This is a genomic window from uncultured Sunxiuqinia sp., from assembly GCF_963974515.1.
Taxonomy (GTDB): domain Bacteria; phylum Bacteroidota; class Bacteroidia; order Bacteroidales; family Prolixibacteraceae; genus Sunxiuqinia.
The window spans coordinates 1-13,825 of record NZ_CAXBDD010000101.1; the positions used below are offsets into that span (position 1 = coordinate 1).

Here is a 13,825-nt window from a genome sequence, read left to right on the forward strand (position 1 = left end):
TATTTAAGCTTAAGCTTGGTTATTAGGCCTTTTTTGGTGATTAAAGTTTTTCTGTATCACCCGGCGAAATAAAAAGCTTTGAAACACGCCGCGGCTCAGCATAAAAAACATCATGGCCATCCATAGGGCATGGTTGCCCAGAACTGGTTGAAGCAAGAAATAGCTTGGCAGAAAAACAAAAAGACTGGCACCCAGCATGCTGTTACGCATTTCTTTGGAGGCGGTGGCTCCGATGTAAATTCCATCCCAAATGAATGAAGCAAAGGAGATGATCGGTGTCAGCACAATCCAAAAGCGAAAGTCGAGGGCCGTTTCAATCAAATCAGCTTGATTGGTGAGGAGGCCTAAAATCAATTCACTGGCAAACAGATAGATCAGGCTAAAACCAAAAGCCAGCAAACCGCCCCAGTAAAAAAGCAAGCGGGTCACTTTCAGAAAGAGGACACGGTTTTCTTCCCCTTTGTAGCGACCTGATAATGCTTCGCCGGCGTAGGCAAAACCATCAATAAAAAAAGCAAAAAACAGCAAGAATTGAATCAAAATAGAATTGACAGCCAGAGTATGGTCGTTGATGCTGGCTGATTTCGAAGTGAAAAATGTAAAGACAAAAATCACACAGAAAGTACGGACAAAAATATCGGAGTTAACCTGGAAAAAGTTCTTCAGGGTTTTGGCATCGATTACCGCCTGCCAGTTCCAATGGCTGATCAACGGTTTATACGATTTAAAAAACAGGAACAGCCCTACAACAATGCCCAAATATTGGGCAATAACGGTTCCCAAAGCTACTCCGGCCGCGTTGAGGTGAAAGGACTTCACGAAAATGAAGCTGAGTACAATGTTGAATATATTCGCAGCGATCGCTGTAATCATGGGGTATTTAGCATTTTGCATGCCCAGAAACCAGCCGTTTAATACATACAGGCCCAAAGTGGCGGGCGCGGCCCAAATGCGGATGCGGAAATACTCGCGGGCAAGCGATTCTACTTCTTCGCTGCCATTAATTAGATGAAAACTAAGCCACTCAATCGGAAATTGCAGGACAAGAATGAGTAGCCCGGTCAGGGTTGAAATCAATATCGCCCGCGAAAGGATGTGAAAACTTTCCGGCGTATTCCTTTCTCCATATGCTTGAGCGGTAAAGCCACTGGTGCCCATGCGTAGGAAGCTGAATCCCCAGTAAATAAAGTTGAAAATTACGGTTCCGAGCGAAACAGCCCCGATGAAAACTTCAGAGTCCAGGTGCCCCATCAGCGCCAAATCGACCAGCCCCAGCAAGGGGATGGTGACATTGCTGACAATGTTTGGGATCGCTAAACGCAGTATTCTTCTGTTCACAGATTTTTTTGGCAAAGAAAGAAAAATATGCGGAGCTATTCCAAATAAGGTGTTTATGAATCGGAGCATGTGAACTCAATTTTTTGAGACGTGCTCGGGCTTGTGGTCCCGCAGCGTGTCGACTTGGGAAAACTTTTTTTGTCGCTCTTTCCCAGGTGGGTTGAAGCTCAAAATGCAGTAATGGTGATAGATGTAATGATCGACTGAGCCTATTCAGGATAGATTTTTTCAATAAAATTTGCATAGATCAGATTTGGTTCGAAACAATTTACCCCTTAGATTTGTATATAAAGATAAACGAATCTGAAAATCACAAAATAATTATTGACTATGTCATTTGAATTACCAAAATTAAGTTACGAATACGATGCTCTTGAGCCGTTAATTGATGCGCGCACGATGGAAATTCACCATAGCAAGCATCATGCTGCTTATACCAGCAAGTTGAACGATGCTGTTAATGGAACCGAGCTCGAAGGAAAATCAATCGAAGAATTGCTGGGCAACGTGTCCAAGCATTCTACAGCCGTTCGGAATAACGGTGGTGGTTTTTACAACCACAATTTGTATTGGGAAATTATGGCCCCCGGTGGTGCCTCCCAGCCAGAAGGAGAATTATTAAAAGCTATAACTGATTCTTTGGGATCAGTCGATAAATTTAAAGACGCTTTTGCCAATGCAGCTGCAACCCGATTTGGTTCGGGCTGGGCTTGGTTGGTAAAGCAGGGTGATAGTTTGGTTGTTTCATCAACACCCAATCAGGATAATCCGTTGATGGATGTTGCTGATGTAAAAGGGACTCCAATTCTTGGAATTGACGTTTGGGAACATGCTTATTATTTAAAGTATCAGAACAAACGACCCGATTACATTGAGGCTTTTTGGAAAGTCATCAATTGGGATGAAGTGGCCAAACGGTTTAAAGGTTAGTTGATTTTTGGTTTTTTTCCCCGAAGCAGAGGCTTCGGGGTTTTTATTGCCCTTTTTTTTGTGAGTCATTTAAATGAAGATTATGAAAATTAATGAACTCATATTGTATACCACTTCATTGGAGGAACAAAAGGCGTTCTACACCGAAACGCTTGGTTTACCCTTGCTTGAAACTTCGTCAACAACATTCAAAGTAGCAGCAGGCTATTCGCTGCTGATTTTCAAATTGCGTGATTACGCAACGCCCTATCACATTGCTTTCAATATTCCCTCTTATCTTGATCCCGAAGCATTGGCCTGGCTTCGCAAACGGACTCCTGTTTTAAAATACCAGGGGAAAGGTTTGGTTGACTTTGTCAACTGGAACGCGCGTTCCATCTACTTCTACGATGCCGATCAAAACATTATTGAACTGATTGCACGCAAAAATTTAGGTATCCAAAGTCTGGATACTTTCGATCACCATGCTTTTTTGTCCATTAGTGAAGTTGGCATGGCGGTAAATGATATTGAAACCACCTACAGGCAGTTGCAAAAGCTGTCGGATTTTGCAATCTTCGATGGCAGTTTTGACCAGTTTTGTGCCGTGGGTGACGAGCAAGGCTTGTTTATCCTGATCAACAAACATAGGAAAGACTGGTTTCCAACTGGCGATAAGGCGTTTTCATCAGACTTCGAAATTGAATTCCAAAACCACGGGCGCTTGCTCGAATTTACTTTCCGCGAAGGCGAAATAAAAGTCACGGTCGAAAGTTAAGATACAGCTTGCCGAGGTTGTTTTTCACTCCAGGCATCTTATCGTTTTTTTAAAAAGATAACCATAACTTGTTCATCAAGCCAGTTCGATTACGGTAATTTCGGGTAAGATTCCCAACCGGCCTTGGTAGCCGATAAAACCAAAACCGCGATTGACATACAAATACTGATTTCCTTGCTCGTATAAGCCAGCCCATTGATCGTAAATATATTGCACCGGGCTCCATTTAAAACCCGGAATGTCGATGCCGAATTGCATGCCGTGGGTATGTCCACTCAAGGTGAGTGCAATATCGGGGTAGATTTTACGTACTTCGGCTTCCCAGTGCGATGGGTCATGACTGAGCAGTATTTTAAGCGTAACGTCGCCGTTTTCGAGTCCGGCTGTTGCTTTTTGCAGGTCGCCATATTTCGGAAAGCCAGCTTTCGCACCCCAGTTTTCGACGCCGATTAGTGCCAGTTGTTGATCGCCGTGCTGCAGCACTACGTGTTCATTCATTAGCAAGCGCCAGCCCATTGCAGCATGATGCTGTTTCAGTTGGTCGAGGTTTTGCTTCTTGGCGTCGTCCGATGGCCACGAAACATAGTCGCCGTAGTCGTGGTTTCCCAACACAGAATAGACACCCAAAGGTGCTTTCAGCTTATTGAATACCCGCAAATAGGGAGCAAGTTCTTCGGCTTTGTCATTTACCAGGTCGCCTGTAAACAAAATCAGGTCTGGCTTTTGATCCAGAATGGAAACAACACCCTCGGCTACTGCATCCGGGTCGTCAAAACTGCCCGAATGGATATCTGAGATCTGCACAATGCGCAGCCCTTTAAACGCGTCGGGCAGGGATGGGATTGGCACACTAACACGCCTGATTTGGTACCGATAACGATTCGTCATGCCATACACCAGCCCTGAGGTAAGCGCTGCGCCAAGAAGTAAAGCTGTTTGCGAAATAAAGGTAAACCGGCTGATAAAGCGAGCGCCTTCCGGCACGCCATCAGCCGGGCTGCTTCTAAATTGGGTAAGAAACTTAACGACATTTGGAATAACCAACAACAAATCGCCTATGAGCATAATGGCGGCCACCAGTATTTTTCCCAGAAAGACTCCGATGAGAATATTCACCAAATATTTCAAGGCCAGCGAAGGCCAGGCGCTTTTTCCATAATTCGGGAAGGCCCATAAACTCCATAAAACAGCCAGCGAGAGCATCGCGTAAAGGATGAATAGCCCCCATTGAAAATGGCTGTTTGCATTACGAAGGACCGTCCGCGTGGCGACGAAAGAATAGTACTCAACGGCAAGTATAAAAAGACCAAAAAATAATAACTGTTTACTAATCATGTGTTTGTTTTCGTTTCTCTGAACAAATCCTGTCCGGTAGATTCAAGGTTTTGCAAACCCAATCCTCCGGCGAAATCTCCCTTAATAACAGCCAGCTTCGCCAGATAGTTGTATTTTGTTTGGCATTCAAATGGTTTACAGCCGTGAATCTTCCGGAATACTTTCTTCTTTAACAAATATTTACGATTGTCTCGGGGTGATACTCTTGAGCCTGTCTATCCGGTTGATTTTTGAAACGAACATGAGCTTGCTATCTGGAATCTTTTTAAATAGATAGTTACGCGTTTTTTCTTCAAACTTTTTGGCTTTACTTCATGTTAGAAAGACGAAAATCAACACGAAGTAGTAACCTTTAAATTACAGATTATGTCATTTGAATTACCAGCGTTGCCGTACGCGAAAAATGCTTTAGAACCATACATTAGTGAAAAAACTTTGGAATTTCACTACGGAAAACACCACCAGGCTTATGTGAATAACCTGAACAACCTGATTCAGGGAACCAAGTTTGAAACCGCTGATTTGGAAACCATTATTAAGGAATCGGATGGCGGAATTTTCAACAATGGGGCACAGGTTTGGAACCACACGTTCTACTTTATGCAGTTTGCTGCTGATGGTTGCGATGAACCCAAAGATGAACTAAAAAAGGCGATTGAATCGGAATTTGGGTCGGTTGAATCATTTAAAGATTCCTTTTCTAAAGCCGCGGCTACTTTGTTTGGCTCGGGCTGGGCGTGGTTGGTGAAGGATGCAGCCGGGAAGCTGAGCATTGTTCAAACCAGCAATGCGGCCAACCCCATGCGCGATGGCTTGACTCCGCTGATGACTTGCGATGTGTGGGAGCATGCCTATTACCTGGATAAGCAAAATGCCCGGCCGAAGTATATAGAAGATTTCTGGAAAGTGCTGGACTGGAAAGTTGTTTCGGAACGTTTTTAGAGTTGAAATTATGAGCGTAGAAAAAGTATTGGAAGTGATGACCGCTTCTGGTAAACCGATGAAAGCCGGTGAGATTGCTGCTGCGGCAGGCATGGACAAGAAAGAAGTGGACAAAGCCATGAATGTCTTGAAAAAAGAGGGCAAGATTGTTTCCCCGGTGCGTTGTGCCTGGGAGCCGGTAAGATAAAAAAAGGGGACTGTTTAGGTCCCCTTTTTAATTGCGAGTATTTGCTATTGATTCGCCTATCGAGTAATCTATAATAATCTCAATTTTTGTTACTCATGTGTTGTTATGAAATTGAAGATTACTTTTTAAGCAAAGTTTCCATTTCTTCCAGGGTTTTTCCCTTTGTTTCCGGGACCATTTTCCAAACAAAGAAGAACGAGAGTACACTCATGGCTCCATAGAAACAGTAAGTCATGCCACTGCTAAATTCCATCATGGCCGGATAGGTTGATGAAATGAAATAGTTGGCAGCCCACTGCGCTGCAACCGCAATTGCCACAGCCTTGCCACGAATTTTGTTTGGAAAAATCTCCGAAATCAACACCCAGGTAATTGGCCCCCACGACATCATAAATGAAGCGGTGTAGATAATGATGAACACCAGCGTGCTGATGCCAATCACTTTCATAAAGGCCAGCGCACCGATGGCAAACATGCCAATGGCCATGCCTACCGAACCTACCATGAGCAATGGTTTGCGTCCCCATTTGTCAACCGTAAGAATAGCTACGACGGTGAAAATAACATTCACCAATCCCATCACTACCGTTTGCAACATGGAAGCATCCTTTTCGGCGCCCATGCTTTCGAAAATCCGCGGAGCGTAATAAAGCGCCACGTTGATTCCGACAAACTGCTGGAACACCGAGAGCAAAATTCCAATTACAATAATCACTTTTCCGTAGGCAAACAATTTGGCGGATGATTTTTGTACGGTTCCTTTGATATCCTGGAGAATCTGCAGCGCCCGTTCCTTGCCATTAATTTTGGTAAGAATTGCAAGTGCTTCATCATCTTTGTGGTTCAAAGCCAGATAGCGTGGCGTTTCGGGGACAAAAAACAGCAGTATACCAAAAATACCAGCGGGAATGGCTTCCGAAGTAAACATCCGGCGCCAGCCGACGGTGTTAATCCACTCCAAGGTTTGTCCGTTGGCAATGCCCCAGTTTACAAAATACACCACAAGCATTCCGAAGATAATGGCAAACTGGTTGATGGAAACCAAGCGTCCGCGAATATCAGCCGGAGCAATTTCGCCAATGTACATCGGGACTACAGCTGAGGCCAGTCCTACACCAATACCGCCAATGACGCGGTAAAAGTTGAATAGGTAGAGTAATCCCATGGTTGGTTCTCCCTTGGTGAAAAAGAGAAACTCGGGATTTCCGGAGCCCAATGCCGATAGGAAGAATAGAGCTGCTGCAAACATCAGGGAGCGCTTGCGTCCAAAACGCTTGGATAGCAAGCCTGACAATCCGCCGCCGATAATACATCCGATCAATGCACTGGAGATGGTTGCTCCGTGAACCCAGGAACTCAGCCCGAGCCCGTCAATCAAGTAGGCTTGTACCGATTTCTCAGCTCCGGATATGACGGCGGTGTCGTAACCGAAAAGCAAGCCGCCAAGCGTTGCCACCAAAGTGATCGCAATGATGTACAGTGAGTTTTGACCTTTCATATGCCTAGATGTAGCAGTTGATTAGTTGCTCCATCATTTCCTGTTTTCCACTGATTTGTTTTGGCTCACCAACTTCTTTGGCGATCGTATACAAATCTTCCAAGCTTAATTTACCGGTCTCAAATTCAGCGCCTTTCCCTGACTCGAATGAAGCATAACGAGCTTTGCGCAATTTCAGGTAGTCCGATTCATTTAAGATTCTATCAGCAATTACCAGAGCACGGGCGAAGGTGTCCATTCCCGAAACGTGGGCAATAAAGATATCTTCCAGATCAGTTGAATTCCGGCGGGTTTTCGCGTCAAAATTGATTCCACCATCGGTGAACCCACCAGCGCTGATGATTTCCAGCATCGCCTCGGTTGTTTCGTAAATATTGGTTGGGAATTCGTCGGTGTCCCATCCGTTTTGGTAGTCACCTTTGTTGGCATCAATTGAACCCAACATGCCGGCATCGCCTGCCATGCGTAGTTCGTGAGCAAAAGAGTGTCCGGCCAAAGTAGCGTGGTTTACTTCGATGTTGATTTTGAAATCGTCACTCAAACCATTCTTTTCAAGGAAGCCTAAAATCGTTTGCGTATCGTAATCATACTGGTGTTTGGTAGGTTCCATTGGTTTTGGTTCCACCAGGAAAGTCCCTTTAAAACCTTGCTTGCGGCCATAGTCACGCGCCATGCGAAGGAATTGACCCATGTGCTCCAGCTCTTTTTTTGTGTTGGTGTTTAGCAAGCTCATATAGCCTTCGCGTCCTCCCCAAAATACGTAACCTGTTCCACCTAAAGCAATGGTGGCATCAATAGCATTCTTTACCTGAACAGCTGCATTGGTGATTACGTTGAAATCAGGATTGGTTGAAGCACCATTCATGTAACGGGGGTTGGAAAATACGTTGGCCGTTCCCCAAAGCAGTTGAACGCCGGTTGCCTGTTGACGGGATTTGGCTTCATCCACCATTTTCACCAAGCGTTGTTCGATTTCGAATACCGAACCATCGCCGACCACATCGGTGTCGTGAAAACAGTAGAATGGAGCACCAATTTTGGTAATGAATTCGAATGCTGCGTCCATCCGCTCTTTGGCGGCATCGAGTTTGTCCGAAGCACCATCCCATGGAAAAACATGTGTTCCGGGGCCAAAAGGATCACCGCCGTCGCCGCAGAAGGTATGCCAGTAAGCGACAGCATAGCGAAGATATTCCTTCATGGTTTTGCCTCCTACAACTCGGTTTTCGTCGTACCATTTGAATGCCAATGGATTTCTGGACTCGGGTCCCTCGTATTTAATTTTTTCGATACCGGGGAAATACGTTTTGTTGCCTTTAAATACAGTCATATTGCTAATTTTTAAGTAGTTATTTTTTTGAACTATTGAATCGATGCGCTTGATTATTTATTTGCCGTTCATTGCTTTTCTCAGCTCCGCTTTCCAACTTTCATAAGCGGCTTCGTAGGCTTCCTTAGTTTTTTCGCCAGGTACGATGGTTTCCAGCTTCTTTAGATTTTCAAAGGCTTGGCCTGCTGATTGGTAGTAGCCTGAACCAATACCCGCGCCGCGTGCTGCTCCAATTGAGCCATCAGTGTTGTAAAGTTCGATGGTGGCTCCAGTAATTCCAGCTAGTGTTTCTCTGAAAATCGGACTCAAAAACATGTTGGCCTTGCCTGCCCGAATGACTTTCGCTTTAATGCCAATGTTCTCCATCACTTCCATGCCATATTTGAAAGAGAAGACAATTCCTTCTTGTGCAGCCCTGAAAAGGTGTGGCATGCCGTGTATATTGAAGTTGATTCCGGAGAAGGTGGCTCCTGGATTTTTGTTTTCCAGTACACGTTCGGCTCCGTTTCCAAAAGGTAAGATGCTTAGTCCTTCCGATCCGATTGGAACTTCAGCTGCCATGGCGTTCATTTGTTCATAGGAGAATCCGCTGTTGCCCACATTTTTGTTGAGCCACGAATTGAGAATTCCGGTTCCGTTGATGCACAGCAAAACGCCCAGGCGGTTCGCTTCAGCTGAGTGATTGACGTGGGCAAAGGTATTCACCCGCGATTTTGGATCATAGGCCACTTCTTCGCTCACTCCGTAGACCACACCCGATGTTCCGGCGGTGGTAGCAATCTCGCCCGGGTTTAATACGTTCAAAGACAGGGCATTGTTGGGTTGGTCGCCTGCGCGATAACTGATTTTGATACCTTTGGCCAATCCCAGTTCCTTGGCAGCCAGTTCGCTTACTTCACCCTGAACCGAGAAGGTTGGTACGAGATCGGGGATGAAAGAAGCATCGAACCCGTAGTAGTCAAGAACAAGTTTTGACACTTCGTTTTGCTGAAAATCCCATAGAATTCCTTCTGACAAGCTACTGGCAGTGGTTTTTATGTCGCCGCTCAGTTTCATGGCAATGTAATCACCGGGCAGCATGATTTTATGGATACGGCTGTACTGTTCGGGCTCGTTGTCTTTCACCCATTTCAACTTTGACGCGGTGAAGTTGCCCGGTGAGTTCAGCAAACTTGTCAGGCATTGTTCCTGCCCAAGTTCTTTCAGGGCCTTGTCTCCGATAGCGGCTGCGCGGCTGTCGCACCAAATAATGGAAGGGCGAATCACCTCTTGTTTGCGATCGACCATAACCAAGCCATGCATTTGGTACGAAATACCGATGGAGTCAATAGCCGAGGGATCAACGTTTGATTGATTCATAACTTCAGCTAAAGCCAGCTTGAGGTTTGCCCACCACTGTTCTGGCTCTTGTTCTGCCCATCCGGCTTGCCGGGCGGTAATCTTCATTTCTTGTTTAGGGTGGAAGGCGGAGGCGATACATTCGCCTGTTTGGCCAGCCAGCAGCGAAACTTTGACAGACGAACTGCCGATGTCAAAACCAAGTAAGTACATAGTGTTTAGCTTATTGTATCGTTATTATTCGTTAAACCGTTCTGTTCTGGTATGCTGTACAAATTTAGGAGCAGCCTGGCGATTTCAAAATTCTTAAAACATGTTATAAAACATGTTTTTTCAGAATGAACTGCGCACCTTCAATTTGGTGGGTACACAAAAATTAATGGGTTCTCCGTTGCTTACGAATTCGGCGGCTTTCCGGCCCATGAGTTCAAAATCGGTTGAAATGACGGTAACACCATCTTTTACGTATTTTTTCATTGGGGTTTCGTTGTATGAGATCACACCCACCTCGTTCCCCGGAGAAAGTTTCTTCTGGTCGCACTGATCCAGAAAGCGGGCCAACATCCGGTCACTAACCATCAGGTACAGATCGCCTGGCTGAATATCGAGCAGCTTCGAATTGCGCATCACTTCGAATTCAATTTGGTGATCTCTGCAGAAAGCGTTGAAATAGTCGATTGACTCTTTGGGGTGATAAGTAAATTCAGGATAAAGGTAAATGAAGCGCTTATATTTTTTAACCAGCTCGATGTTCTTTGCAAAGGCGTCGTAAAGTGTTTGTCCAAAATCCTGATAAACACACGAGTTGGTTTCGCGTGAGTGCACCTTCCAGTCGATGATCAGTAGTTTATCGTTTGGAATTTTTTTAATGACCTCCGGAACTTGCTCATGATCAAAGTTCATGATGATATACTTGGTGTATTTGCCCACGCTTTCCTTGATGATGGTTTCAAATACATTAATGTTATAGTGGTGAAAATGTAAATCAACCGTAATGTTGTCCGGCAGATTCTCAAGGAAAGATCCGTACAGAACTTCCTTGTAAGCTTTGAATGTGTCGAGAAACAAAAATACTTTGGTGGTTGCCTTGGCCACAAAATAGCCTTTGTTGGGCACCGATTCGATTGTTCCCCGGTTTTTTAATTCAGCATACGCTTTAAAAACCGTGTCGCGCGAAAGTTCGCTTTCCTTGCACAATTGATTGACCGACGGCAGGATATCACCAACCTGTAACAGGTTTTTGCTAACGGCTTCCGTTACTGAGTCGACCAACTGCTGAAATTTGAGTTGATTGGAAGCGGGATCAATTTTGAAATGAAATTTGCTCATGCATTTAAAATCTGTAGGTGTTCTGTTCTGGTATGCAAACATACAAAAACGAATCAGAAAATTTTCTTTTTCCTGTAAAGGTCCGGGAAATTTTTTCTGAAAATTCCCTTACCCATTCAATTACCAGAGCTATCGCTTACAAGGAGAACCCCATTATTTTATATCTTGCATTCCATTTTTTTTAAAATTATCATCATGATAAAAGAATTAATTCTGAAGAACCGGAGCTATAGACGGTTCGTCGAAAAGCAACGGATTCAGCCGCGTCAATTGAAAGAATGGATTGATCTCGCACGCATGTCGGCCAGCGCACGCAATGCACAGTCACTAAAATATGTATTGGTTACCGAGGAGGCCGACTGTGCCGTCTTGTTTCCCTTGCTTGCTTGGGCAGGTTACCTGAAAGACTGGCAAGGTCCAGTGCAGGGAGAGCGGCCGGCGGCGTATTTGATCATGCTCAATGACCGGCAGATTGCTGAAAATTATTATTGCGACCATGGCATTGCTGCTCAAAGTATTCTGCTGGGAGCGGTGGAAGCTGGCTATGGAGGATGCATTATTGCGTCGGTGAACCGGAAAAGGCTCAGCGAATTGTTCCGACTGGATGAGCGGTTCGAGGTGATCCAGGTACTGGCTTTCGGAATGCCAGCTGAGCAGGTGGTGTTGGAAGAGATTCAAAACGATGATTATAAATATTGGCGCGATGAGAAAGGGGTTCATCATGTCCCGAAACGCTCCTTGGATGAATTGATCATCAGCTGAAAAAGAAAGGGGAGATTTTGTCGAAAAGCCGCATCCTCATTAACCTTACTATATAATTCATAGGAGGACTTTTACCGGTCAAGCTTATTTCTTTGATGCATAAATACCGACCCTCTTTTGCTGTCCCTTTTCAAGAAAGAATCGGTCCGGCTTGGTGCGGCATGGTGAGTCAAAACTTGCCAATAATAAAAGCCGTTGTCTGTTTCGATGTTCGGTTTCAATACCGTGAGGAACCTAATATCAACCTTTAATAAACAGTGCCTTGATAATGTGACTTGCAATTTCCGGATTTTCCTTTAACCGCCGGGTGGAGTAATTGAACCACTGCTTCCCGAACGGAACATAAACACGCATCTTGTGGCCCGCCTCCACAATTGAATTTCGTAGTTCGGGAGTTACTCCGTAGAGCATTTGGAATTCGTACATCGATTTTGGAACCTGGTATTTGTCGATCAACTTCATGGCTTCTTCAACCAGGTATTTATCGTGGGTGGCAATGCCGGCGTACATTTTATTTTTAAACATGAATTCCAGATCTTCCAAAAAATGATTGCGAACCTCCTGGTAGTCTTTGTATGCGATTTGTTTGGGTTCAACATAAATTCCTTTGCACAAACGGAAGTTGAGTGGATGTCCGTTGGATGGGAAATTGCTAAAGTTGACCAAGTCATTGAGGGTCCGTTTTAGGTAAGCCTGGATGACCAGCCCAACATGGCCGCTGAATTCTTTTTTTAGCTTCTTGAAGAGTTCAAGCTCCACACCAACGCATTGCGAATCTTCCATGTCAATGCGGATAAAGTTGTTCTTTTCGGCTGCCTTGGCAACAATCTCACGCAAGTGTTGGTAACACACTTCCTGGTCGATGAGCAAGCCGAACATGGTTGGCTTTAACGAAAAATTTCCCCGGATATTTTCGCTTGTAAAACGCTCAATGATTTCGAGGTACTGCTTCTTGTTTTCTTCTGCCTGTTCCAGGCTGGTAATAAATTCGCCCAACAAATCAATGGTGACCTCAATGTTTTGCTCATTCAGCTTACGCGATGCCTCGAGCCCTTCTTCCATTCCTTCTCCGGCGATGTATCGCTTGCTAAACAACCAAATCAGTTTTTTTGGCATGTAAGGAAGCATATTTGCAATCATCTTGTTAAACATGTTCGTGCGTCTGCTTTTTTAATTAAGTGGTAATTCAGGAATTTAAAAATACGTATTCAGACTGCTCGGTTTCAATGATGTTTATCAGCGAATAGGTATGATTTTGCGCATGTTTTTTCATCAAACATCCCATACTCGATTCCCAAAAAAATATTGAATTAAAGCTGCAATCCTAATTATAAATTTTTATTTTTGGCTCGAGTTATTTTAAACCGTAGGCGATCAAAACTGACAAGTAGTTGGATGAGGATTTTGGGTGGTGAACATTCAACCTCAAAAAGAAGGTACTTGTACTTATTCTAAAAAATAAAAACTAATTAATAAAAAATGAGAAATACTTCATTGATTCTGAACTTGGTCCTGGCCGTTGCAGTTGCTGTTATCTATGTATTACATTTTAGTGGAAAGAGCAGCAATAAATCTGTTGGTGGGAATTCATCGGTAGCAACATCCAACTCTGATTTGAAAATTGCTTACGTAAAAGTTGACTCCCTGATCTTGAATTATGACTTAGCTGAAGAGTTGCATGATTCGTTTACAAAAAATCAGGAAGCCTATACCAAAGAATACACAGAGAAGCGGTCTTCGTTTGAAAAACGCGCGGCAGCTTTTCAGGAAAAAGTGCAGCGTGGTGGCTTTTTGACACAAGACCGTGCGGTTCAGGAACGTGATCGTTTGGTTAGTGAGGAGCAGGAAATTTTATCTCTGGATCAGGAACTTTCGATGAAGCTTTCGGAAATGCAGTCAGCAAACAACAAACAACTTATTGATAGTTTGATGAATTACCTAAAAGAATACAATGTCAATAAAAAATACAGTTATATTTTCAATGCGGGCGACATCCTGATTGGTGATGAACCACACAACATCACCAAAGAGGTTTTGGATGCTATGAATGCCCGCTACAACGAAAAGAAATAGAAAACG

Annotated in this window: 13 protein-coding genes; 6 read left to right on the plus strand and 7 right to left on the minus strand. The window is 44.3% G+C overall.

The features are described from left to right. Window positions 1–9 precede the first annotated feature (9 nt). The gene (locus AAC033_RS15900) at window positions 10–1,338 is read right to left on the minus strand and encodes an MATE family efflux transporter (RefSeq protein WP_339739903.1); all 1,329 of its coding nucleotides are present in this window, start codon (window positions 1,336–1,338) and stop codon (window positions 10–12) included. Between the two features lie 330 nt (window positions 1,339–1,668). Here AAC033_RS15900 and AAC033_RS15905 point away from each other — a divergent pair, with 330 nt between their 5' ends. Together AAC033_RS15905 and AAC033_RS15910 are read left to right on the plus strand one after the other, a co-directional pair. After that, window positions 1,669–2,268: a superoxide dismutase gene (locus tag AAC033_RS15905; RefSeq protein WP_339739905.1), complete on the plus strand. Its 600-nt coding sequence runs from the start codon at window positions 1,669–1,671 to the stop codon at window positions 2,266–2,268. Window positions 2,269–2,350: 82 nt separating this feature from the next. Then, the gene (locus tag AAC033_RS15910; protein WP_339739907.1) at window positions 2,351–3,025 is read left to right on the plus strand and encodes a hypothetical protein; all 675 of its coding nucleotides are present in this window, start codon (window positions 2,351–2,353) and stop codon (window positions 3,023–3,025) included. A gap of 75 nt (window positions 3,026–3,100) precedes the next feature. Here AAC033_RS15910 and AAC033_RS15915 read toward each other — a convergent pair whose 3' ends face one another. Next, on the minus strand, window positions 3,101–4,360 hold the full coding sequence (locus tag AAC033_RS15915) for a metallophosphoesterase (protein WP_339739909.1): 1,260 nt from the start codon (window positions 4,358–4,360) through the stop codon (window positions 3,101–3,103). Window positions 4,361–4,726: 366 nt separating this feature from the next. On the opposite strand from AAC033_RS15915, the gene AAC033_RS15920 reads away from it, so the two are divergent. Together AAC033_RS15920 and AAC033_RS15925 are read left to right on the plus strand one after the other, a co-directional pair. Further along, on the plus strand, window positions 4,727–5,302 hold the full coding sequence (locus AAC033_RS15920; RefSeq protein WP_339739911.1) for a superoxide dismutase: 576 nt from the start codon (window positions 4,727–4,729) through the stop codon (window positions 5,300–5,302). 10 nt (window positions 5,303–5,312) lie between these two features. Next, complete coding sequence (locus AAC033_RS15925) at window positions 5,313–5,489, plus strand: hypothetical protein (RefSeq protein ID WP_339739913.1); 177 nt, start codon at window positions 5,313–5,315, stop codon at window positions 5,487–5,489. 118 nt (window positions 5,490–5,607) lie between these two features. Here AAC033_RS15925 and xylE read toward each other — a convergent pair whose 3' ends face one another. The 4 genes from xylE to AAC033_RS15945 all read right to left on the minus strand — a co-directional run bounded on the left by xylE (window position 5,608) and on the right by AAC033_RS15945 (window position 10,984). Continuing rightward, window positions 5,608–6,987 carry a D-xylose transporter XylE gene (xylE, locus tag AAC033_RS15930; protein ID WP_339739915.1) on the minus strand — a complete coding sequence of 460 codons (1,380 nt, stop codon included), beginning with the start codon at window positions 6,985–6,987 and terminating at the stop codon, window positions 5,608–5,610. A gap of 4 nt (window positions 6,988–6,991) precedes the next feature. After that, entirely contained in the window at window positions 6,992–8,317 is a 1,326-nt protein-coding gene (gene xylA, locus AAC033_RS15935; protein ID WP_339739917.1) for a xylose isomerase, read from the minus strand. A gap of 57 nt (window positions 8,318–8,374) precedes the next feature. Then, on the minus strand, window positions 8,375–9,868 hold the full coding sequence (locus tag AAC033_RS15940) for an FGGY family carbohydrate kinase (RefSeq protein WP_339739919.1): 1,494 nt from the start codon (window positions 9,866–9,868) through the stop codon (window positions 8,375–8,377). Between the two features lie 120 nt (window positions 9,869–9,988). Beyond that, window positions 9,989–10,984 (minus strand): GntR family transcriptional regulator, encoded by a 996-nt coding sequence (locus tag AAC033_RS15945; RefSeq protein ID WP_339739921.1) that lies wholly within the window; start codon window positions 10,982–10,984, stop codon window positions 9,989–9,991. Between the two features lie 195 nt (window positions 10,985–11,179). Between AAC033_RS15945 and AAC033_RS15950 the strand changes: the two genes are divergently transcribed. After that, on the plus strand, window positions 11,180–11,746 hold the full coding sequence (locus AAC033_RS15950; RefSeq protein ID WP_339739923.1) for a nitroreductase family protein: 567 nt from the start codon (window positions 11,180–11,182) through the stop codon (window positions 11,744–11,746). 240 nt (window positions 11,747–11,986) lie between these two features. Here the strand turns inward: AAC033_RS15950 and AAC033_RS15955 are convergent, their stop codons facing one another. Next, window positions 11,987–12,862 carry a proline dehydrogenase family protein gene (locus AAC033_RS15955; RefSeq protein ID WP_339739925.1) on the minus strand — a complete coding sequence of 292 codons (876 nt, stop codon included), beginning with the start codon at window positions 12,860–12,862 and terminating at the stop codon, window positions 11,987–11,989. 363 nt (window positions 12,863–13,225) lie between these two features. Between AAC033_RS15955 and AAC033_RS15960 the strand changes: the two genes are divergently transcribed. Beyond that, window positions 13,226–13,819 carry an OmpH family outer membrane protein gene (locus AAC033_RS15960; protein WP_339739927.1) on the plus strand — a complete coding sequence of 198 codons (594 nt, stop codon included), beginning with the start codon at window positions 13,226–13,228 and terminating at the stop codon, window positions 13,817–13,819. The last annotated feature ends 6 nt before the right edge of the window (window positions 13,820–13,825 follow it).

Coding starts and splice junctions, on each gene's coding strand:
- AAC033_RS15905 (WP_339739905.1), top strand. CDS start 1,669: ATGTCATTTGAATTACCAAAATTAAGTTACGAATACGATGCTCTTGAG.
- AAC033_RS15910 (WP_339739907.1), top strand. CDS start 2,351: ATGAAAATTAATGAACTCATATTGTATACCACTTCATTGGAGGAACAA.
- AAC033_RS15915 (WP_339739909.1), bottom strand. CDS start 4,360: ATGATTAGTAAACAGTTATTATTTTTTGGTCTTTTTATACTTGCCGTT.
- AAC033_RS15920 (WP_339739911.1), top strand. CDS start 4,727: ATGTCATTTGAATTACCAGCGTTGCCGTACGCGAAAAATGCTTTAGAA.
- AAC033_RS15925 (WP_339739913.1), top strand. CDS start 5,313: ATGAGCGTAGAAAAAGTATTGGAAGTGATGACCGCTTCTGGTAAACCG.
- xylE (WP_339739915.1), bottom strand. CDS start 6,987: ATGAAAGGTCAAAACTCACTGTACATCATTGCGATCACTTTGGTGGCA.
- xylA (WP_339739917.1), bottom strand. CDS start 8,317: ATGACTGTATTTAAAGGCAACAAAACGTATTTCCCCGGTATCGAAAAA.
- AAC033_RS15940 (WP_339739919.1), bottom strand. CDS start 9,868: ATGTACTTACTTGGTTTTGACATCGGCAGTTCGTCTGTCAAAGTTTCG.
- AAC033_RS15945 (WP_339739921.1), bottom strand. CDS start 10,984: ATGAGCAAATTTCATTTCAAAATTGATCCCGCTTCCAATCAACTCAAA.
- AAC033_RS15950 (WP_339739923.1), top strand. CDS start 11,180: ATGATAAAAGAATTAATTCTGAAGAACCGGAGCTATAGACGGTTCGTC.
- AAC033_RS15955 (WP_339739925.1), bottom strand. CDS start 12,862: ATGCCAAAAAAACTGATTTGGTTGTTTAGCAAGCGATACATCGCCGGA.
- AAC033_RS15960 (WP_339739927.1), top strand. CDS start 13,226: ATGAGAAATACTTCATTGATTCTGAACTTGGTCCTGGCCGTTGCAGTT.